Source organism: Aquimarina sp. Aq78 (assembly GCF_900299525.1).
GTDB lineage: Bacteria > Bacteroidota > Bacteroidia > Flavobacteriales > Flavobacteriaceae > Aquimarina.
In genome coordinates this window covers 157,519-179,657 of sequence record NZ_OMKA01000003.1, presented here as the reverse complement: position 1 = coordinate 179,657, position 22,139 = coordinate 157,519, and the positions used below count along the sequence as shown (strand labels likewise).

Genomic DNA, 22,139 nt, shown 5'->3' with positions numbered 1-22,139 from the left:
GCAACGACCAAAGCAATTAATTATATACGGTGTTAGGCATAGTTATTTTTACCCACAAGCTCCATGACATTTTTTAGGAATATGAAGATGAACTATTCCTATTTCCGTGTTTTCTCTTTTTAATATTGACTTTGTTTCATTTTCCCCTTTTAAAATTCCATTAATGGGATTCATTATAAATGCAAGTTCGTCATTGACAACTATTGAAGTTTGTTTGTTTAATTCAGGAGATTTTAAATATGATTTGTCTAATAGGTTTGGTTCTGTGTTAAGTGCAATTTTTAATGCTTCACTTTTAGCTAATTCCTTATAGTTTCCTATATCAAAACTATCCATTTTTTTTAGCCATTTTTTAATATTGGATAAACCTTTAGCATATTTTAGTTTATTTAGTCTATTTGAATACCAAATATGTGTATAAGCTGTAAAATCAAGATAATTAGGTTCAGAATCCTCTGATAGAAATTCATGATTGTCAAGAATGTCATTAATTCTTTTTAAATATTGAGTTACAATATTTTTCCATTCTTCATTCGGTTTTTCATCCAAAGGATTATTGCCTTTCATACTTTTTTTGATTTTGAGTCTATCTATAATAAACTCATAAGCATCTTTCATAGGAATGTGCTTAAAATAGCTTGTAATCATTTCAATAGGATTCAATAAACCCATTACAGCTTTTCCAAATTCATATTCCAATTCATCTGAAAACTCTTGTTGACTTTCGTTTAAGTGATAATAGCTTAATCTCTTATTTCTTGAAATTTCAGCGATTTGATGACAGATTTCTTTAGTATCACAATAAATATCTGAACCAATTTGTAAAATAGGAACTCGTCTCGAATAATTACCTGTTAAAGTTTCTTGTACTGGTCGTGGTATACCTTTACTTGTAAGCTCAGAATACCAATCCAATTGACAATAGCCTAACATTGCCATTATTTTTTGACAATAAGGTGAACCAAAATTTCTATGTAAGATTACTTTTTCCATTTTCTGATTTTTTATCCACAACCGCCAAAACAATGTTTTGAAAGTTTCAATTTTTTAGATTCATTATGTTCGTTTATTATATTGAGTTCGTATACATCCGTTCCTTTCTCGTAAATATCTTCGAGAATCACTTCACATTTTAAAAACTGTTTAATATTTGTATCTGTTTTTAAAGTATAGTTAGTTTCGGTCTTACTTTCTAATAATCCTATTGCTAAGGTTTGCTTTGGACTTTTTTTTGATAATACTTTATATATTCTTTTCATAAAAGATTATTTTAAATAAGATTTTTTCATTAATAACATCTTGAAATAGAGCTTTACCAATGGAGTAGTAAATTTAGGCATTATACTATTTTTGTTATATGATGGTCTTTGTTTTATTCTATCTACCCAATCAATAGTTTTAGAGTATTTGAAGAATTCGAAACCAAGGTATTGCAAGAATATTACGTTTGCTACCCAAGCGATATCTGCTATTGATATTTTATTCCCTAAAATATAGTCTTGTTTTTCTAAAGTTTCTTCAAGACGTTCCATGTGCAGTTTATTAATAATTAAAGCTTCTTCCTTTTCTTTTTGATTCATATGATATCCTTTATCTACTAGAAATTTGTATTTATCGTAGTTATGTTTTTTATAAAGATGAAGCTTATCTTTTCGAGCAGGTCTGCCAAAATCTCTAGAATATAAGTAATAAACGATAGAGTTGATATGTGTTCTAGTAGCAGCTTCAACCCATTCCCACATTTCTTTTTCTTTATCCAGATAAGGAGTTAAACTGATATTCGAGAATGCTGTCTCTAAATACCTCAAAATATTTTCACTTCCGTTAATTACAGTTCCATTATGAATCATTGCAGGAACGCTGCCTTGAGGATTTATTTCCAAGAACTCAGAAGAGAATTGTTCAAATTTATTTAAATGAACAATGTGACTTTTCCAAGGGATTTGTTTTTCTTCTAAAAGTAGACGTATTCTAAAAGCATTATTAGATGCTGGATGGTGAAATAGATGAATGCCTTTAAAGTCATTTATATTTTTGTTTTTTAATATATCAAAAACCATTATTCTAACTGTTTTAACTGATGCAAAGTTAGAATCAACTTATTTTAATAAAGTTAACCTATGTGACAATCGTATTTAAGAAAAATTATTTAGATGCTCTGATTCGGCTAAGACTTTGTCTTTTTATTCCAAGGTAAGTGGCAATATGGCTTAAATTAATTCGTTGAAATATAGCGGGATATTCTTTTAAAAGATTTTCGTATCTCTCTTTAGCAGTTCTTGTTTGAATATCGACTAAGCGATTTGCAACTTTTATGAATGAAGAAATAATCAGTTTTTCAATTAACTGTGTAATTTCTGGAGATGACTCTTTAAGCTCAACGAAACTATTAAATGTAATTATTCTTACACTAGTACCTTCTAAAGCTTGAAGTCCATAAGGACTCTCAGATTGATTTAATGTACTGGAAAGAACAGTTACAATGTCATTCTCAAATGAAAACCAATGCGAAATGTCATCTCCTTTTGAGCTATAGTAAAAAGTTCTTATCACTCCGCTTTCAATGAGGTAAACATTTTTATATATAGAATTTGGTTCGACAATAATTTCGTTTTTAGAAAACTTTTTTACAGGTTGAGATGAAAACAGTTCTTTTATCTGTTTTTCTTCCTTTTCTGTTATTTTGAGGGTGTTCATTTCTAATTATGCCTAACAATTATATATAGTTACCATAGTAACTATATATCTTTTATACAAGTAGCTAAAATAGTAAATCTTTTATGTCTTTACTTTTTATTGTTACATAGGTCTGTGATCCATTTTGAGATATATGATTCTGGATCAAGTCTAGAATGACACATTTTATATGTACAGTATAAGTATCTCTTCTGTACCCCCTTGTTGATATGGAGTCGAACCCGCCGAAAAGTAGTTCGAGCTGATACATTACACTTCTAAGTCATAAACTCACTCTTAGAAGGGATAAATTATGGAGTAAAAGCGATACTTTAATGGTTTTTTACGATACATCGATGGGTAACGATCCTAAAAAAGGTAGCTCGAACTACCTTTTTAACGCTTTAAAGCACTTGGATACCCCTTCGAACTACCATATATGGTACTCTAAGTTATGATTTTGATACGAGGACGTACCTTGCTGATCCTTGCAAGTGTCTCGGTCACGCTTCGAGTTATGTTTCTGTATGGGTAGCTTTTTTTGTAGAGCTTGTTTATTGTAGTAGTCTCTTACTTATATATTTAATTCTCATGCGCTAACTGGTGCATCACTTTGTCAATATCTTCAATGAGTGGTTTTAACGTTTTTCTAATTACTCGCTTGTTCACCCAAAATATTGCTGCAAAGACAACTATTGCAAAAATCAGAGACACTATTTTATACATAAGTGGCATTGGTAACACCTGATTAATAATGGTATTTGACCAGCCATATTCTGAAGGGTCTCCTAAACCAATAATTGATATTGCGTATGGAATAAAGCCAGGTATAATAAACCAGTATAGTACTGTATCTAATAACCTGATTTCTTGAAGCATATTTGCTTTCTGGTTTTCAAGCTGCGCACGGAAAGATAAACTTAGCTGAATGGGTTTTTTATTATTATTATGATTTCTGCGTTTAATAATACCCCAAACAAAACCAATCATAGCTAAAATAATTCCGACTTTGGTTATTGGAAATGGAACTATATAAGCAATGTATCCAAAAATCGGAATACTAATTATAGTAGTAATAAAATCAGTAATGTCCCTTCTTCGAATAGCTTTTTCTATATTATTCGTTTTATCATTTAAATCAATTATAAGTCTGGATAAGTCGAATTTGATTTTTTCTGTCTGAGATGAATTTTTCCAAATCTCTTTTAACCTTTTTTCTAACATTTTAATTTATTTTAAGAGTTATACAATCGAATAATAACTTCCGTATTCTTTTCATTTTTACAGCTATGTGATTTTCAGTCAAGCCAGTAATCGTCGCTATTTCTTTATAAGGTAATTCGTCTAAATAAAGAATAATAATAGCCCGATCACTTTCATTTAATGTAGAAATACAACTATGTAGAGCTTGATAATTTTCTTGGTTATTATTTTCAGGAATATTTTCGGTTAATATAAATTGAATAGATTCAAACCGAACTAACTTATCATTACTCTTCTTAAATTTCATCTTAGAACGAGAACAAACGTTTAATGAAATTTTATAAATCCATGTGCTAATATTAGATTTACCTTTAAAGGTTGAATAAGACTCCCAAATATGGATTATTACTTCCTGAAAAAGATCCTGTGGCTCAATTGGCGAGATAGCATAAATACGACAAATTCTGTAAATTTTGTCTTTATTATCTTCTATGATTTGGTTGAAAACTAGTTTATCTTGCATATTATCTGTCTCTATTAACCTTAGTGACAATAGTTCTAAAAATATGACAAGAATTTTGAATTATTTTTATGTTTACTACTTTAATCTCATTAATAAGTAGTAATTGTAAACTCATTCTATTATTATTAGAATCGGTATCAATTAACTTATTATAAGACTTTGCCAGCACCCAATGGTACGGATTTAAGATACAAATCCGCGCCATCGGGTTGATCTTGTATCATACCACATATAGGATGCGGAGTTACTATAGGCTATCGTTGAAATATTGACAACGCTACAATGGCGTTGCCAACAATCCAACAATATAAAATCATTAGCATGAGATAATTAAAATAATAAAATATTGTATTTTTAACCTAAGACTTGGGAAAAGGCTTTACATAGGATACGGTGTTAGCTGTAGTTTTTTTTAATTTGTTTTATAGTATCAGTATTTATTTTAAAGAGTTAAATGTTTCATCATATGAATTAGCTAACGTATATGTTTTTTCTCTTAAAAAATTAGAGAGGTCCTCAATGTTGGTATGTCCATTTTGATCCTTTACAGATATAGGATTTCCAATTCTAACTTTAACAATCTTCTTTTTCTGAGTAAAAAACTCCGAAGGTAGTTTTGCGGTACGTAAAAAACCGCTAATTCCGGAAAGCCAATAAAATAAATTACTGTTTTTAGCATGAAAATATAATGGCACTACGGGGACTTGAGATTTTTGAATTAATTTTATAGGTGACCGTCCCCATTGTCTGTCTTGAAAAATATCCCCATCTTTTATAGTAGATACTTCTCCTGCAGGAAAAAGCCCTAAAGGCTTTCCTTCTCCTATAATTGTTAGACATTTCTCAAAAGCTCCTAAGGATCCAATTTCCTTTTTTTTATTTTCAAAAGGATTTACTGGAATGATGATAGATTGTACTGGTACTACTCTTTGCGCAAGAAAATTAGCAGTAGCCCTAAAGTCTGGTCTAACTTCTAGCATGATTTTTAAAAGCAATATTGCATCTACTCCACCCATTGGATGGTTTGAAACTGTAATAAAGGAGCCGTTTTTAGGAATACGCTTTAAGTCTTCATCAGAGACTTCATATTTGACTTTCATATCCTTTAAAACACCTCTCAAAAAATCAATATCTGGTAGATGTTTATTATTGTCATACAATCGATTAACAGCATCTATTCGTAATACTTTTAACACCATCCAACCTATAAAGGTTCCTAAAAATCCTGCTTTACTAACATTTAGTGCTTTTGCAATTTCTTTTGAACTTACTAATCCCATATTTTTTTGAAAAAAACAAATTTAACCAAATTAAAGATTACTCAGACATCACTATTTGTACTAGAACTCTTTTTTTGGTAATAATTTATCAATTTCAGTATAATACTTTGTCAGTAACATTAATTATTATGTAATTGAAAACTCAAAAATATACTATAATTAGGGTTTATGTACCTTTAGTTTCTTTTAATTGACATTATGTTTGCCAAAACAAAAACAAAGTGTGTTTTTGTGTCCACTTTGTTATTAGTGTTAAGTAAGGTTTTGTCTCTTAAAAAGAGACAAAAGAACTGTAAATAGAGGGTGATATAATCAAATTATTGAATGGGGGGTAATCCTTATCTAATTACTGCTAACGTCAAATATATGCGTTGTAGCAGGGCAAAATGTTACGTAACTATCGACATTTTCTGTGCATTGATTGCTATATTTTTCCTTTTGCAAGCATTGTGCCTTACGAAAAATACAACAACCATTCGATTCATCCCTTAGCTGTGCTATGATCACATATATGTTGTTGTAGTGCGTTTATTTGATTTTTTTAGTTATTTCTTTCGTCAGCTCAATCCTTCCACTTGTTCCAATTTTGCCATCTTTATAAATAACCTCCACACTTTCCGTTCCAGCGATTGGGATATAGTTTTCATCACATTTGTAAGTCCTAGTTGTATCAGCTGCATAAATTCTGTAGTTCGTTTTTATTGTCATAGACTCTATACATTCGTAACAGGCATCAGCTCCACAATAACCAATGAATATTGCCTTAGAGTCAATTTTCTGTCCAGTTATAGTATATGTTGTCAATATTGGAACCATACATTCCGCCATTCCAAGTGTTATTGTAGAAACATAATTTCCGTTTGAAGGAAAAACTCCAAATATTAGCTCACTTTTGGCGTCGGAAGAATACTTCAGACTCAATTTTTCGTTCAATTTGGGTAAGTCCATAACTGCATCTTCACAGCCTTTTATTTTGACAGGCAACTTAATCTTCGGAAATTGATCAAGAAATGCTTGAAATTGGTCATTTACTTGAGGGATTTCTTGGGTTACACTTTTCTGTTCAAATAGTTTATTTTCAGAGTTTTTGTTCTCCGATTTGCAACTAAAAAGTAAAACAATTCCGGTAAATAATATTAGTTTATTCATATTTGTTCAATGCACTACTTATATGTACTAATGTTTCTGTTTTTATACTATAATTTCTTGCCTATGTTTTCTAATACCGCTATCGGTTAATCCAATCTCGTAGGCTTCGGCATATACCTCATCACGAGCTTCTAATTCGTTCCAGGCATCATTTAATAAGCTCATTTCTATCCTGTCTAGATCAAAGACATCATTATATTTTACCGTTTGATTTAATTGCTTCTTTTGATTTGGTTCTTGTAGCAATGCGCTAATAATCTTTTTTTGGATACCTTTAATAATGTACAGGTCTTCTTCGTGATGATCTTTAAGGTTATATTTTACTTCGAGATGCTCTAATAATCCTTGTACTATTTTTTCTCGTTCGATATTCTTGTCTTCAGAAATTTCTCTGATTTTACGGCTCAATTTGTTCATTTTTTTAATCCCTTGTTTTCTTGATGTAGCGATGTAATATACCGTAGGTATATTTTAGCTACTAAACTACTATTCCCTTTTTAGATATTTTTACGGGAACCCGCAGGAGTGAGATAAAAGTTTAATTTGATGGGGTAGAGGTGATTAGGCTTTTAGAAAATTTGTATCAAAGCCATAAGCTATGTAAGCAAGTTTTTGCATATTTACCTTTACAAAGGCTACTCAAAAACGATTGATTTTTATGATAGAAGATATATTTAAAAAGATTACCAAAGAGTATGGTGAAATTAGTGCCGAAGCTATTTATGATTGGTCCGAAAAAATAAAAATTGTAGAGTATAAGAAAAGAGATATACTGGTAAAAGAGGGTACATACTCACATAAGTTTTATTATATCATACAAGGCGCACTCAAAGCCTATTACTTATCTGATGGTAAAAAAATAACCGACTGGTTTGCATTAGAAAATGATTTTATTCCGTCGACGACCGATCATATACATGGTCAACCCAGCTCTCATACTATAGAAGTATTAGAAGATAGTGTCCTGGTTGTATTAAACCATGATGATTTAGAAGATTTGTGTAAAAAACACCATGATTTTGAACACCTGTACCGCCTCACACTATCCAAAGTAATCTACCAACTTAGAGAGCGAATAGCTTCTCTTCAGTTTAGAACGGTACAACAACGTTATGATAGCCTGATCTATCTACACCCAAAAATCGAATCTCGCGTGCCTCTGGGCGATATTGCTTCTTTTCTGGGAATTACACAAGAAACATTGAGTAGGATTAGAGCTTCAAAGTAAGAATTTGATTTAGATCAAAAGTTTTTATTCACCAAATGGATAATTTTGTTTTCGGATTTTGAAAAGGAACTATCATTTTGATATTTCGTTTGCTTTATTTTCCTAAATACTTTTGAAGAAATGAAAAGAATACACCTATTCGAATTCGAAGATTTACCATGGTTTCCTAACGGGATTAGAATCTGTATGACCAGACTAATTATGGTAATGCATAAAAAATTTGGTACCAGTCAGGATATGGCTATGCTGCTTGCTGATCTTATTAAACATACAAAGACAACAAAAATTATTGATTTATGCTCGGGTAGTGGAGGCCCCATGCTCGATACGATACAACTATTGCGAAATCAGTATAATTTAGAAGATGTTGAATTGATTTTATCAGATTTGTACCCCAATTTAGAAGCTGCCAAACGAATAAATAGCAACAGCGATTATATGAGTTATAGGACAACTCCCCTGGATGCTACGCATATTGATGATTCGATACAAGGAATATTTACAATGGTAGGTAGTTTTCATCATATGAAACCAGACCAGGCAAAAAGTATTTTGACAGCTGTACAAAGAAAAAAGCAACCGATTTGTATTATGGAAATCAATAAAAAATTTCCGCTCCTGCTATGGTGGCTCTTTATCCCTCTTAGTGCCGTTTTATGCCTTTTTATCACGCCATTGGTGCGACCTTTAACGATCAGACAGATTATTTTTACCTATATAATCCCTGTAATTCCTTTGTGTTTTGCTTGGGATGCTGTAATTACCAGCGGGAGAATATATCGATTAGAAGATCTCGATGAGCTTTTACAAGGCATTAAGGAGGATACCTATATCTGGAAAAAAGAGGTTATAGAAGGAAAGTCAGAAAAAATTTACCTAATAGGATATCCAAAAGAGTAGGATATCGTATCTCGTAAAACTAAACTACAAATCGTAGTACTTACTCTATGTTACAAATAACCATATCTCTCGTCTTCTGGTTAAAGATAAGAACATGAGATATCCATTAATTAAGCCCAAATACTATTTTACATTGCTTAACGAATTCATCGGATTTATAAAAAAGCCGAAGTATGAAAAAAATCTGGAAAAATCTGTAACTCTTAAAATATATGATACCATTGGGCTGTACTTTTTAAAATTCATATTATTGATTCCTGTAATTTTGTTTTTTGCTCTCGTATATGACCCAGAGAACGTACAAAAGGCAAATATGTTAGAACGTTTTTCTCCATTGGTCTTATTAGTAGTCGGTGGGATAATTCTCCCTCTTATAGAAGAAGTTGCTTTTAGGCTTTCCTTAAAATTTAAACCCATTTATATTGCACTATCATCCAGTGTATTTTCATACTACGTATTGACCAAAATTGTTTTTCAAACAAAAATAAGTGCGATAGACGAAAGCTTTATGATACGAGTAGTTATTGCAATTGCATTAGGAATATTCTTGTATCCTGTAGTTAATAGTACATCGATAAAAGAGAGATTGGCTAACTTCTGGAGAACACATTTTAGAAGTGTATATTATATCTCTTGCGTGTGTTTTGCCTGGATACATATTACAAAGTATGAGTTAAACTGGACAAATATTCTTTTGCTTCCGATTCTTACCTTACCTCAATTAATGAGCGCATTAATTTATGGATATATAAGAGTATCTTTTGGTTTTAAGTATCCATTGTTTTTTCATATGTCTAACAATCTTCTAGCGATAAGCTTATCTCTTTTGCCTTTTACAGATTAAAAAATTAAATACTCAATTTTTACCATAGAAAAATATTGCAGTAAAGAGAAGATCTCTGATACATCAAGGTGTTCTATAAGTAAGAATACATTAGGTTGTTATTATGTTTCTTAACTCAAGAACACCTATAGGAATATGCATTTGGTACAGGCGCGAACCCCATTGTATATACCAACTATGATCCAATATGTTTTCTGGATTTCACTACTATATAGTTAGTTTATGATAATATTTAATCTCTGGAGCTTCTATTAAAAAAGCAGAGAGCTTTGCCATGATTCCATTATTAGAAATAAAAGCTATATAATCTGTATGGTGACTTTTACTTAGCCATTCCTCATAAAATACCATTTCATTTGCCTCTTTGTCAAAAAGTATTTTCACCGATAAACATCCTTTAAACCCTCTTACATTAGGTAGATTCTCTTCAAGAAAATTCATGAGATCATTTACGACAGAATTTTTGACTTTTGACTTTAATATTACTTTACAATTTGTTTCCATTAGTTTTTATTAATCAATATCTGAAACAAAATTAGAAAGGAAAGAATTGAATACTCTTAATCTAAATTAAGAAATGAACTTAATGTGTAAAGTTTACTATTATATTGAAGGCAAAGAGGGAAAAAACTTTCAACTTACAATAAAACTTACAACATCCTTTTGTTTACATCATAGATAAATTATAGATATCCAAGACTGACAATTGATTCGATGGCTATTTTTTAATTATTCAATGTATAAAATGGGAAATATGATGATTGAGAAATTAATCCTTTTTGAGATATCCTGATCGCAGCATATTTTTATATAGTAAAAATTGATACACTATGTCTACTAACAAATACTCCTATCTTCGATGTGATCACTGCGGAGAAATTTATGATAAGAACGAAATCCATAGCTATTGTCCAAAAGATAATCAACCTCTGGTTGCACATTATAATCTGGATAGTCCACTTTCTAAAGACAGTATAAAAAACAGGCCGGCTACAATGTGGCGATATCATGAATTATTACCTGTCCAAAAAGAGGAAAACCGCGTTAGCCTTGGTGAAGGATATACGCCACTCCTTACATTATCAAAACTAGAATCTACCTATAACCAATCTCAGTTATTACTTAAGGATGAATCTGGTAACCCTACAGGTTCTTTTAAAGCACGGGGAATTAGTATGGCAGTCAGTAAAGCAAAAGAACATGGGATTAAGGCAATGTGCATCCCTACTGCGGGAAATGCAGGAAGTGCTCTTAGTGCATATTGTGCTAAAGCCGGAATTAATGCTCATATTTTTATGCCCGAAGAAACTCCAAAAACGTTTCAACTAGATTGTGAAATCATGGGAGCCAATGTTACTAAGGTAAAAGGAAATATTGCAGATGCTGCCCGTATGATGAGATCAAAAAATGATGGATCCTGGTTTGATGTATCTACATTACAAGAACCGTTTAGACTAGAAGGGAAAAAAACAATGGGATATGAAATTGCAGAGCAGCTACAGTGGAAATTACCAGATGTAATTCTATATCCTACAGGAGGCGGCACTGGATTAATAGGAATATGGAAAGCTTTTCTTGAAATGAAAGCTTTACAATGGATAGATCATATTCCTACCCGAATGGTAGCTGTTCAAGGCGATGGATGTAATCCTATTATTACTTCTTTTTACAATGAAATGGATCATGTACCAAAGCATAAAAATCCTGCTCCAACAATAGCCAATGGATTAAGAGTGCCAAAGCCGTTTGGAGATCGATTGATCATGAAAACATTATATGAAAGTAACGGAACAGCGATTTCTATTTCTGATCAGGAAATAAAAGAAGGGATGCAGGAATTTGCAAAAACAGAAGGATTATTTATTTCTCCAGAGGGCTCTGCAGTATGGGCAGCATATAAAAAACTAAAGCAAACCCATTGGATAAAAGATAATGAATCAGTAGTGCTTCTTAATACAGGCTCTGTATATAAGTATACCGAAAATTTATATTCATAATTTGTTATACCACTTACAGCACATTCAAATTGTAAATGGTAGTACTTCTTTTTAAGTAATTTAAATTTGATGTAAACAGGCTGTCTTTTAAACAGCCTGTTTTTGAGTATATCATAAAATTATGACAGGCAGACTGCTATGATAAATTAAACCGTTCTTTAAGGGCTTGTTTAACGCGTTCTAAACCCGCCAGGATATATTCTTTGCGTTCTCCAATCCCTATTCTGAAATGATGGTCCATCCCATAACAATCTCCTGCCAAAATAAATACACTTTTTTCTGTACGTAACCATTCTGCCAGTTCGGTAGAATTAATATCTAAATTGTATTTTATAAATAACATTCCACCACTCTTTGGGGGTACATATTCAAACAAATCCCCGTATTGATCCAACCATTGCTTTACCACTTTTAGGTTTTCATTAAGCATGGTTCTGTTTCGAGTTAGTATTTCTTTACGTTTTTCGGGTCTTAATGCGATTTCGCCAATATAATGACTCATTATGCCAGCAGTAATAGAAGTATAATCATGATATGCCCATGTATCTGCAATCAGTGTTTCGGGGCCTATTAACCACCCTAAACGTAATCCGGGTAGGGCATAGGCTTTAGACAATCCACCGTTAACCATAACTTTGTCATACATCCCAATAAAACTTTCGATAATTTCTCCGTCTAATTCGGCTCCACGATATACTTCATCACAATATACCCAGGCATCTACACGCTTTGCGATAGCTACAATTTCTTGCATTTCTTCAGAAGAAAGTGTGTACCCTGTTGGGTTATTGGGATTACATAGCGCAATCATTTTTGTTTTTGAAGTAACCAGAGATTTTAATTCTTCGATATCTGGTTTCCATTTATTTTCTTCACGTAAATGAAATGCCTTCGGGATACATCCCATCTCTTCGGCAATACCCCAGATTTGCATATAGTTGGGTACCATCATAACCACTTCATCCCCTTTTTCTAACAAGGTATGACAAGCAATAAAATTCGCTTCAGAAGAACCATTGGTTACCAATACATTCTCCTCATTAGCACCATTATACATCGCACTAATTCTTTTACGCAATGGGATAGAACCATTAGTTTGTCCATACCCTAAAACAGTATTGGTAAGTGTATCTATCTGGTCTTTCTCTAATAGTTCATTAAGAGTGTAGGGATGAAAACCACTTTCTGTTAGATTATAATCTACTGTGTTTTCAAATAAGGATTGTACTCTTTCGAGCTCAAAAATTGGAATATTCATTCTATTTATATTTTGGTATTCATGTATGTTTTATAAACAGCTTTTGCAATCATTATATCTTGTACTGCAACTCCTGTAAGGTCTGCTATTGTTATTTGATCATCATTGGTACGTTGCAAAGCAGGATTCTGAATTGCATTACCGAGTTCTACGATTTTTTCTTCGGAAATTGAACCGTCTTTAACAGCCCGATATATTTCGCCTCTGCTTTTACTTTGCGGAATACTATCTGCAATAACAATATCTGCTTTTTGAAGCACCTTACTATCAAGTTCTTGTTTATCTGAAGTATCAGAGCCTACTGCTGTGATATGAGTACCGGGTAAGATATCTTTTGCATCAAGCAGTGCGACTTCAGATGGAGTAGTAGTAACAATTAAAGTACTGTTTTTTGCTACTTCTGCAGGAGTTTTGGCAATATGAATATCAAAATCAGTACTCAATTCTGTGCTAAACTTCTCTGCATTTTCGGGTGTTCTTCCCCATACCCACACGGTTTTACAAGGATTGTTTTTCTGCAGGAATTGCAACTGTAGTTTTGCCTGGATCCCGGTACCTATAATACCAATAGCATTTATTTTTTCAGGAGCAAAATATGTGGCTGCCAGAGCACCTGCTGCTGCAGTACGAATATCAGTAAGATATCCTTCATCTAATAAAATAGCTACTGGTTGCCCTGTTTTTTGACTAAATAAGAGCATCATTCCCTGGCTGGAAGCAATTCCTAATTTTGAATTATTATAAAAACCAGAGGCAATTTTGATGACATAAAAATCATCATTCTTTATATACCCATATTTAATATGTACATCCCCAGGAGGATCTTCAAATAGTAATTCACCTACAGGTGGAACTACCGTTTTTTTATTACTATAGTGTATAAAACCTTCTTTCATAGCCGCAACGACATCTAATGATTTTATACTTTCTTTAATATCTTTTAGATTAATAATAGTCGCCATACTTTACCATTATTTGAGTTAACAATTGATTATCTATCTTTTTTCCGGTTACTACCAGAACCACATTTTTACCTTGATACGCTTTACTTTGTAATAATGCTGCAATCGGTAGCGCAGCTGTAGGTTCAATTTCTACTTTATGATATTTCAGCATAAAAGCCACAGCTTTTTTTATATCCTCTTCTTCAATGATCTCAAAACCCGACAAGTGTTTTTTACAAATACCATAAGTGATGGCATTATCTTCAATTCCGCCAGCAGATGCATCTGCTATTGTTGATAAAGTACTTGGAGGAACGATACCATTAAGTTGTATCGATAAATACATTTCTGAAGCATTTTTGGGTTGACATCCAATGATCGAAACACTATCATTGGTGCTAAAATAAGTGCTTACCCCAGATGCCAGTCCACCACCGCCAACAGGAGTTAAAATAGTATCTACTTCTGGTACTTGTTCTTCTATTTCAATAGCAATAGTACCTTGCCCTTTAATAATTTCGGGATCATTATAGGGATGGATTAGAACACCGTTCATCTCTTTTGCATATACTCTTGCTTTTTCTTCTGTTTCTAAACTGTTTTCACCATAAAAAATAACTCTGATCGAGTATTGCTCAAGAGCTTTTATTTTTGCGTCACTTGTTTTCTTTGGAAGAAATAATACACCTTTAAATCCAAATTTTTCTGATGCGTATCCAAATGCTGCGGCATGATTTCCTGTTGATGCTGCAACAAAAGTTTTGTCAAAAACACTTTTGTCTAAACTGCGTATTTTAGTAAGAACTCCTCGTATTTTAAAAGACCCCGTGTATTGCAAAAATTCCATTTTAAGAAAGACATTCGCCCCGGATATTTTACTTAACTCTGGAGAATGCGCCATAGGAGTTCTATGCAAATCAGACTTGCTAATTTTGTATGCATCTATTATATCTGTAGCATGTATCATTGTTTTGAATTTGGAAAATTTTGATCTATCGCTTCAATAGATTTCTGGATTAATTTTGCTACATTTTTATAGTATTCTGGATTTGTATCTTCGATATCATCGGTTGCCTTGTGATACCCAGGGTGATCTTCTTCACTAAAAGTGATATTGGGAATTCCCTTCCTGAAAAAAGGACCATTATCAGAAGAAAACATCCAATAGTCTTTGGTTTTATCATCTGGATCATCGTGACCATAAGAAACGGTTAACGGACTATCTTTTGCAATACTTTCGATTATGGGTTTAAATTGAGGATAAGGATAGGTACCAACTACATATATTTCGTTTTTTGGATTACGACTAATCATATCCATATTGATATTGAGTTTGATATCTGATAACAAAACCGGTGGATTATCTACAAAATGTTTAGAACCAAATAGTCCTAGTTCTTCGGCATCAAAAGCTGCAAAAAGAATAGAGTGCTGAGGTTGATTTTTTGAGAAATATTTTGCTAAGATCAATAGGGCAGAAGTACCAGAAGCATTATCATCTGCACCATTATAAATGGTGTCATTTATAATACCAAGGTGATCATAATGTGCACCAATAACAATATATTTTTGAGGATTTGTTTTACCTTTTATATAACCTATAAAATTGGTTCCAACCCTTTCTTTTTTGGTTTTTCTATCTTTAAAAGTAAAGTGAGAATCATAATCGGTATCTAATTTTTCTAAACCAATATTTTTAAAATATGACCTGATAAAATCTTGTGCTTTTTGATTATTTCCTGTACCTCTCCCCAAATACTGATCTGATGCTATTTGTTTTTGAATGTCCAGTAATTCAGTCGTTTCTATTCCTGAATCAGTTATTACATCATATTTTTTTATTTCGTTAGCTGTCATCCAGTGAATACTATCTGCAGGGGCCGCTTCTAATGTATACCAATAAAATTCTGTAGGGATATTCATTTCGGTATAATAGCTTACGTATTTTTTGTGCTCTTCATGATCTTTAGGAAAATCCAGTGCTACACTATCTTCTCCAGACCAGGAATGTACTCCAAGCTTAGCTGTAGCGTGAATATTTCGTTTTTCTCCTGCCAAAAACATATCTGTTCCGCCCGAAGCTACCATTCCGTTTTCGGGGATATAGGTATTTATATGATGTTTCCTAATTTCGCGTGAAGCAAGAAGATTGATTTCATCATCTATAGACCCGGGAACTTCTTCCATTACCAATGTAGTCACTTTTGGATTTTCGAATAGGATTTCTTTAATATCATGTAGTGTATTAGAATAAATAACACCATTCATGTATAGGGTGTCTTTTGTAGTTTGATTTTCTTTAAAATAGAATTCTGCTACTTGATCACCTTCCATTTTCATTAATATCTTTTGCCCAAAAGAAGAGGTATATAGAATTTCGGGAAAGAAATACAAGGTAGCAACAGAAACAATGATAATTGTTAGAAATGCGATGATAACTCTTTTCATAATAGTAATGTGTTAATTAATACCAGATGCAATAAAAAAAACCTCCGTACACCAAATCAACTTTTGTTGATTAAGGTATACGGAGGTTTTCCGTAAGAAATTCACTTGCTTTTCCGATGTTCTTCCTTAAGCTAAAAAACAAGAGTGTAACATACTGTTACTGTATTTCTATCCATACAAAGATAGAAAAAAAAATATTTAAGTAGATAAAAATTAGAAATATAGCTCCTAAATGTCTGTTTTGGTAAGTGAAATTTGGTAGGATATCATTTTTTTTGAATAAAATAAATATCTACATAATCAGTAACCTCACTACAAGGATTATTCATCTCCTGGAGTCTCCAGTATTTCCTATTTCCTTTTACTTTAAAATTGAATTCTCCTTCTCTTATACAAGGTTCTCCGTTGTTTATAAAATCTACCTGGGTCTCAATAGCCCCATTAAATACTAGGTGCTTTGCAGAGGTAGGGGTAATGGTACCTTTGATTTTTAAGAAATCACTATTTTCTTTACTATTTTGGTGGCCTTCTATAGTATATGTATTGGCTTTTTCTGATTTTACGATTTTGGCAGTTCCAAAGTAATCCCATGAAATCCATTGAACAGATAGATAGTGATTACCTACCAGAGTTTGATCCAGGTTGTTTTGTGAAAAAGAAAATAATGGAAAGGATACTAAAAGAATTAAAACTATTTTTTTCATGCGTTCTCACATTAATAATTGATTATACCTCTTGATTACTACAAACATCTTTGAATCAAAGATAGACATCATAGGTAATTTATAGTACCTTGTTTTCAGTGAAATTGTTTATGTCGATAACTTTTTCAAAGCTCCCTGTAATTGATTATGACCACTTTCTGGATAAAACTTAATATACAAAAGCGGCTTGAAATAAATAATCAAACCGCTTTTACTTTTCTTTGTCATGGATTTATTTTTCGACTATTTGTTTCATAATAGGGATTACCATTTCCCATCCTTTTAGAGATTCTTTATATCTCTTTTCTCCCAGAGCAACAGTTGCAAAATTTCCTTGAGTTAATTTTAGTATAGTCTTATTGTTTTTTTCTTTCAGATCATATGTCAGACTCAAATAATTCTCTGGAATATCTTCAATTTCCATGTTTGGGTCAAACATTGTAAAAGTTACTAGTTCTCCTTTTTTACATTCAACTATTTTTCCTTTTACATAGGTAACTTCTTTACCATCTTCGGTTTGTCCCTTCCATAAGATGAGGCTCTCGACTTCCCAATCCGATATGACTTCACAACCATACATGTATTGTTTGGTTATTGTTGGATTTGTTAATAATCCCCATACTTTTTCTTTATTGGCATTGAATTGAATTTCTTTTTCGATCATCATGATTGCAATAGTGTTTTTTGATTTACAACCTATTAATAATAGTGAGATAATTACTAATAAGGAAAATCTGGTTTTCATATATTTTAGTTTTACAATTTGAAACCAAAAGTGCTATCATTTTTTCCTTTTAGATTGTACGATCGGGATAATTTCTAATACTATCGGGAGTAGTACCAAATTCTTTTTTAAATGCTTTTGAAAAATGTTGAGGAGAACTATAACCAGTTTTATAAGCGATCTCTTTTGCAGATAGATCTGTTCCTAATAATAGCTTTTTGGCTAGATTCATTCGATTATTGTGAATGTATCCAAACACAGTAGTGCCAAATAGTTCTTTAAACCCTTTCTTAAGTTTGTATTCGTTGAGACCAATTAGTTTTGATAATTGACTAATTGTTGGCGGATTATCTATTTGTAGGGTTAAAATTTCTTTTGCTTCAAATAGTTTCTGTTTATCAGAATTAGATTTAATGAATTTGTTCGCGGTACTTAATTCATATAATTCTGCTTGCAATACCAGAAGTTCTATACTTTTTGATAGCAAAAATAGATCTTTGAGTTCATTAGTATATTGTGCATATAGAATCTCATTAATTACTTGTTGTATTTTAAAATTATTCGGTCTCCATTCATTAGATAGAATGGCATTTTCATTAAGGATTACTTTATCAGCCAGTTTTTTTAGTGATTCATTTCCGTTTTGAGCTATATTAATAAAGAAATCTGTAGCGAAATTAATTCCAAAAGTTTCAATTCTTTTACTCTTGTTAGATACTTCGATTTCTATTCCTTTAGAGTACATTATGTTATTGTGTGACCCCACTAAATCAAAAGATGAGTTGAGTTGTTTGTACTTAAAATTATAATTTCCATTTAGCCCAAAATGTAACCTGACCGATTCAGAATCATTTTTGGAGATATAAGATCCAAATGTTTTATAATCAATAATATTATGAGAAATTGAAATTTTATCTAATTCCCATTTTTTTGAAGTTATGATTTCGTTTTCAGATGTCACTCTAATTTCATTTTATCAGGATAAACAATTTACGATAATTTATAGAAGAGTATATTTGTTATCGCAATCTACCAAATAGTTGTTGGTTGTATCTTTTATATTATAACATCTTTCCTAAAATTTCTTTCATCATTTTGGCTGCCAAAAATGCTGTCATATTCTGAAAATCCCTATTAGGATTATATTCTACAATATCTGCCCCAATGACTTCACCTTTTATGTTATGGATTAAATCGATTACTTGCCTTGAAGAAAGACCTCCAGGCTCATGATGTGAAACTCCGGGTGCATATGCTGGATCAAAACCATCCATATCCAATGATATATATACGGGATTATCAAATTGAGATATTTTGGTTACATCGAGGTTTTTCATTTGATGAATTTCGACATTAAATTTTTCTGCCTGTTCTGCCTGATGTGTATTTAATGTTCTAATCCCTACCTGAACCAATTTGGCTGCGAATCCATTTTCCATAATTCTGGCAAAAGGACAGGCGTGAGAGTATTTATCACCTTCAAAGTTATCATATAAATCAGAATGTGCGTCGATATGTAAAATGTCTAATTTTGGATATTTTTTATGATGAGCCTTAATAATAGGAAATGTGATAGAGTGATCCCCTCCCAGAGTAAAAACTTTTGTTTCAGATTCTAAATGATTCGAAGTTATAGTTTCAATGTCAAAATAATCTGAAATATCAAAATCTCCTTTATCTGTTATTCGGGAATCTTCGATTGTGATTCCGTTTTCTGTAAATAAATTAAGTGAACCACAGTGTAATACCTCTCTAATTAATGGAGGAGCTAGTCCCGGACCTTGCTGAAAAGAGGATTTTTTATCAAATTGTATTCCTTGTATGATAATTTTGCTCATTTATTTTTAGGTATTAATTCTGGTTTATTTGCCGGAGTAATTTACAAATAGTATCGTTAATTGGCGTTGCAATTTTATTTTGTACTGCTACCTTTTCGATCGCCCCATTTTTTGCGTTAACTTCTATAATATGTCCTGTTAACCGATCAGATAACATTGAGCTTCCTTTTGTTTTTGAGTATGTAGCTATTTTATGTAGCATTTCAGATTCAAAACTACTTTCAATTATAGCTCCGTTTGATTTTGCTACTTCAATCCCTTCTCTTAGCAGATCCTTATACAAATCTATTACTTCTGGATTTTCAAAAACAGAACATGTTCTCCCGGTTAAGCATAGTATTGATCCCAAGGCAGAACTTTCTATTAGCTTTTTCCAATTTTCGGTTTTGTAATCCAGTACTTCTATTATCTGCGCATCATTTTTGGTAAAAAGCTCTTTAAATCGCGTAGCTAATTTGCTTTTTTCGACTTTAAGTATCGGTTTTCTAAATTGTAAGTAATAATTATCTTCAATGGGTTGAGTAGGACAATCAATCATACATTCTAAAATATTTTCTGCTGTAGTAAAAGGCGTAATGCGTTCTTTTAATTCTATACCGTTTCTTATAACAGCTACTTTAGTATTCGCCCCAATTAATTTTGCCAATTTATCATTAGCAGCGTCAAAATGATATTCTTTTAAGCATATAAGTAACCAATCAAGTTCTTCTGATCTTTCTTTTTCAGTCTCGATAGGTATTTCTATTTTTTCATCTTGAAATTGTATTTTGATTTTTGATTTTGGAGTTCTGGTATAATAGAATACTTCGTTTTCAGGATGTACTACTAATATCCGTGAAATTACAGAACCTATTGCGCCAAGGCCGAGTATTCCAATTTTTCTCATGTATTGTTTTTAATATAGTAAATTTTGTAAATAGTTTTGATTTCAATGACACTTGATGTTTAATTTTATCTCCATAAGCTCTTTCCATATAGGATGACTATTTTCTTTAGGAGATAAATAAAACCAAACTAAATATTTTTCCTTGATCGGGCAGTAATTGCTTTTAATTATGACATTAAGAGTGACCATTTCTTTTGCAAAAAATTCATCATAAATTTTTATTGAACCTTTAAAAGTATTTATATCAACTTGTTTTATTGATGATTCTGTTTCAGGAATATTTTTAAATAAACTGAAGTTAGTTATGGCTCCGGTATTCATAAGTCCATCAAAATAGGTATTCATTGTATTTTCCAGCTTTGAGGAGTTTAAATCCGGGTTTTTTTCTATCATCCATAAAAAAATATATGAAAAGTAATCCTCTTTATTTGTATCACCCCAACCTGGTGCAAACCGAATATGTTCTTCTCCTTGATAATCTAAATTACCAGCAAATATTAGTGGAAACTCCAGAACTTCACTTCTCCAATCATTTTTTGCTTCAAGAACATTGTCAATATTGTTATACAACCTAAAATAAAGATATCCGGCACCAATTGCAATAACAGTTATTAAGACGAGTACTATTTTTAGAAGTCTTTTTAACATATGATTTTTAAATCGATTATTTATGACGATTAAATAGCGATACCAAGATAATTATAATTTCTAAGTATTTTACGTGCGATTATAAGGTTTAGAAATATAAAATACCTTAAACGATGACTTGGTAGTAAGAGGTTTTTTAAAATACGAATGTTCCTGTTTTAAGATTTAGAGAAAAATACAAGAAACAATTATTATTGATAGTATGGATTTATATATTTTTTGACAAAGTAGTACCCTAGAATAGTAATAACTTCATTAATGATAAATAGTAGTCCAATCCCGATAATGGGTTGCGCTAGAAACTTTTTTTCAACCATTAAAAACTCAAGCATCCCAAAAATTGGTCCCCATAATATATATGGGAAAAGAACCAAGTAAAAAAGGAACCATATTAACTTATGCTTATTTTCTATTGATCGATATGCTTTTATAAGGGGAGGCAGGCAAATTAACCAAATAATGATGATTACTGACCAATAAATAAACGCAGAGTCTCCGAAAAGCTGAGCTGTAGCATAAAACTCATCATTCATCTTAAAAAAAGGGGAAATCATTCTTTGAAGTGGTAATTGAGCAAAGATGATAGCAAAACCTAAATGTTTTTTATAATCTGATGATTTGTGCGTTAAAAAATGTGCCCCTACGTACATCATGATAAAACTAAAAATTGGACCAATATATGTTGCTATTAATGATTTTGGATCTTGCTCACATGCCGTCTCAAAATAATTAAATGTCTTTTGTCCCCAATCTCCACAAATAAAATATCCAGAAAAATGATGCACTAGTTCATGTAATGAAGCATATAGCATTATGATGCTATAAAAGGCCAGGCAATACTTCCAGGTTATTTTTATTTTGATCATAAATAATGAGTATATAGGATATA

General features: G+C 31.8%; 25 protein-coding genes. 4 read left to right on the top strand and 21 right to left on the bottom strand.

The window, feature by feature from the left end; genetic code table 11:
* Positions 1-48 precede the first annotated feature (48 nt).
* The 9 genes from DG435_RS05755 to DG435_RS05715 form a co-directional block, all read right to left on the bottom strand.
* Positions 49-993, bottom strand: coding sequence for a glutathione S-transferase N-terminal domain-containing protein (locus DG435_RS05755; protein WP_108840568.1), 945 nt, complete (start codon positions 991-993; stop codon positions 49-51).
* Between the two features lie 11 nt (positions 994-1,004).
* Positions 1,005-1,259 carry a hypothetical protein gene (locus DG435_RS05750; RefSeq protein WP_108840567.1) on the bottom strand — a complete coding sequence of 85 codons (255 nt, stop codon included), beginning with the start codon at positions 1,257-1,259 and terminating at the stop codon, positions 1,005-1,007.
* 6 nt (positions 1,260-1,265) lie between these two features.
* Positions 1,266-2,060 carry a glutathione S-transferase family protein gene (locus tag DG435_RS05745; RefSeq protein WP_106793226.1) on the bottom strand — a complete coding sequence of 265 codons (795 nt, stop codon included), beginning with the start codon at positions 2,058-2,060 and terminating at the stop codon, positions 1,266-1,268.
* Positions 2,061-2,145: 85 nt separating this feature from the next.
* Complete coding sequence (locus DG435_RS05740; protein ID WP_106793225.1) at positions 2,146-2,697, bottom strand: Crp/Fnr family transcriptional regulator; 552 nt, start codon at positions 2,695-2,697, stop codon at positions 2,146-2,148.
* A 561-nt stretch (positions 2,698-3,258) separates the two neighbouring features.
* Complete coding sequence (locus tag DG435_RS05735; protein WP_106793224.1) at positions 3,259-3,900, bottom strand: hypothetical protein; 642 nt, start codon at positions 3,898-3,900, stop codon at positions 3,259-3,261.
* Between the two features lies 1 nt (position 3,901).
* Positions 3,902-4,402, bottom strand: a complete 501-nt coding sequence (locus DG435_RS05730) for an RNA polymerase sigma factor (RefSeq protein WP_106793223.1) — start codon at positions 4,400-4,402, stop codon at positions 3,902-3,904.
* 437 nt (positions 4,403-4,839) lie between these two features.
* Positions 4,840-5,682 carry a GNAT family N-acetyltransferase gene (locus DG435_RS05725; RefSeq protein WP_106793222.1) on the bottom strand — a complete coding sequence of 281 codons (843 nt, stop codon included), beginning with the start codon at positions 5,680-5,682 and terminating at the stop codon, positions 4,840-4,842.
* A gap of 528 nt (positions 5,683-6,210) precedes the next feature.
* Positions 6,211-6,831, bottom strand: a complete 621-nt coding sequence (locus tag DG435_RS05720) for a hypothetical protein (RefSeq protein WP_106793221.1) — start codon at positions 6,829-6,831, stop codon at positions 6,211-6,213.
* A gap of 42 nt (positions 6,832-6,873) precedes the next feature.
* Entirely contained in the window at positions 6,874-7,248 is a 375-nt protein-coding gene (locus DG435_RS05715) for a hypothetical protein (RefSeq protein WP_106793220.1), read from the bottom strand.
* A gap of 241 nt (positions 7,249-7,489) precedes the next feature.
* On the opposite strand from DG435_RS05715, the gene DG435_RS05710 reads away from it, so the two are divergent.
* The 3 genes from DG435_RS05710 (at position 7,490) to DG435_RS05700 (ending at position 9,803) form a co-directional block, all read left to right on the top strand.
* Positions 7,490-8,059, top strand: a complete 570-nt coding sequence (locus DG435_RS05710) for a Crp/Fnr family transcriptional regulator (RefSeq protein WP_106793219.1) — start codon at positions 7,490-7,492, stop codon at positions 8,057-8,059.
* A 120-nt stretch (positions 8,060-8,179) separates the two neighbouring features.
* Entirely contained in the window at positions 8,180-8,959 is a 780-nt protein-coding gene (locus DG435_RS05705; RefSeq protein WP_106793218.1) for a hypothetical protein, read from the top strand.
* 94 nt (positions 8,960-9,053) lie between these two features.
* On the top strand, positions 9,054-9,803 hold the full coding sequence (locus DG435_RS05700) for a hypothetical protein (protein ID WP_106793217.1): 750 nt from the start codon (positions 9,054-9,056) through the stop codon (positions 9,801-9,803).
* A gap of 207 nt (positions 9,804-10,010) precedes the next feature.
* On the opposite strand, the gene DG435_RS05695 is transcribed toward DG435_RS05700, so the two are convergent.
* On the bottom strand, positions 10,011-10,307 hold the full coding sequence (locus tag DG435_RS05695; protein WP_106793216.1) for a putative quinol monooxygenase: 297 nt from the start codon (positions 10,305-10,307) through the stop codon (positions 10,011-10,013).
* A 326-nt stretch (positions 10,308-10,633) separates the two neighbouring features.
* Here DG435_RS05695 and DG435_RS05690 point away from each other — a divergent pair, with 326 nt between their 5' ends.
* Positions 10,634-11,800, top strand: a complete 1,167-nt coding sequence (locus tag DG435_RS05690; protein WP_106793215.1) for a threonine synthase — start codon at positions 10,634-10,636, stop codon at positions 11,798-11,800.
* A 136-nt stretch (positions 11,801-11,936) separates the two neighbouring features.
* Here the strand turns inward: DG435_RS05690 and DG435_RS05685 are convergent, their stop codons facing one another.
* The 11 genes from DG435_RS05685 to DG435_RS05635 all read right to left on the bottom strand — a co-directional run bounded on the left by DG435_RS05685 (position 11,937) and on the right by DG435_RS05635 (position 22,116).
* Positions 11,937-13,058 (bottom strand): aminotransferase class I/II-fold pyridoxal phosphate-dependent enzyme, encoded by a 1,122-nt coding sequence (locus tag DG435_RS05685; RefSeq protein WP_106793214.1) that lies wholly within the window; start codon positions 13,056-13,058, stop codon positions 11,937-11,939.
* Positions 13,059-13,063: 5 nt separating this feature from the next.
* Positions 13,064-14,020, bottom strand: coding sequence for an NAD(P)-binding domain-containing protein (locus tag DG435_RS05680; RefSeq protein WP_106793213.1), 957 nt, complete (start codon positions 14,018-14,020; stop codon positions 13,064-13,066).
* Positions 14,004-14,969, bottom strand: a complete 966-nt coding sequence (locus DG435_RS05675) for a threonine/serine dehydratase (RefSeq protein WP_106793212.1) — start codon at positions 14,967-14,969, stop codon at positions 14,004-14,006. Before DG435_RS05675 ends, DG435_RS05680 begins: the two co-directional genes overlap by 17 nt.
* Positions 14,966-16,450 (bottom strand): M28 family peptidase, encoded by a 1,485-nt coding sequence (locus DG435_RS05670; protein ID WP_106793211.1) that lies wholly within the window; start codon positions 16,448-16,450, stop codon positions 14,966-14,968. Before DG435_RS05670 ends, DG435_RS05675 begins: the two co-directional genes overlap by 4 nt.
* A 266-nt stretch (positions 16,451-16,716) precedes the next feature.
* Positions 16,717-17,154 carry a hypothetical protein gene (locus tag DG435_RS05665; RefSeq protein ID WP_106793210.1) on the bottom strand — a complete coding sequence of 146 codons (438 nt, stop codon included), beginning with the start codon at positions 17,152-17,154 and terminating at the stop codon, positions 16,717-16,719.
* Between the two features lie 232 nt (positions 17,155-17,386).
* Positions 17,387-17,899, bottom strand: a complete 513-nt coding sequence (locus tag DG435_RS05660) for an SRPBCC domain-containing protein (protein ID WP_106793209.1) — start codon at positions 17,897-17,899, stop codon at positions 17,387-17,389.
* A gap of 49 nt (positions 17,900-17,948) precedes the next feature.
* Positions 17,949-18,839 carry a helix-turn-helix transcriptional regulator gene (locus DG435_RS05655; protein ID WP_106793208.1) on the bottom strand — a complete coding sequence of 297 codons (891 nt, stop codon included), beginning with the start codon at positions 18,837-18,839 and terminating at the stop codon, positions 17,949-17,951.
* Between the two features lie 100 nt (positions 18,840-18,939).
* Positions 18,940-19,716 (bottom strand): agmatinase, encoded by a 777-nt coding sequence (gene speB / locus DG435_RS05650; RefSeq protein WP_106793207.1) that lies wholly within the window; start codon positions 19,714-19,716, stop codon positions 18,940-18,942.
* Positions 19,717-19,729: 13 nt separating this feature from the next.
* Positions 19,730-20,602 (bottom strand): ketopantoate reductase C-terminal domain-containing protein, encoded by an 873-nt coding sequence (locus DG435_RS05645; protein WP_106793206.1) that lies wholly within the window; start codon positions 20,600-20,602, stop codon positions 19,730-19,732.
* A gap of 42 nt (positions 20,603-20,644) precedes the next feature.
* Positions 20,645-21,250 carry a hypothetical protein gene (locus DG435_RS05640; protein ID WP_106793205.1) on the bottom strand — a complete coding sequence of 202 codons (606 nt, stop codon included), beginning with the start codon at positions 21,248-21,250 and terminating at the stop codon, positions 20,645-20,647.
* A gap of 191 nt (positions 21,251-21,441) precedes the next feature.
* The gene (locus tag DG435_RS05635; RefSeq protein ID WP_106793204.1) at positions 21,442-22,116 is read right to left on the bottom strand and encodes a hypothetical protein; all 675 of its coding nucleotides are present in this window, start codon (positions 22,114-22,116) and stop codon (positions 21,442-21,444) included.
* Positions 22,117-22,139: the final 23 nt, after the last annotated feature.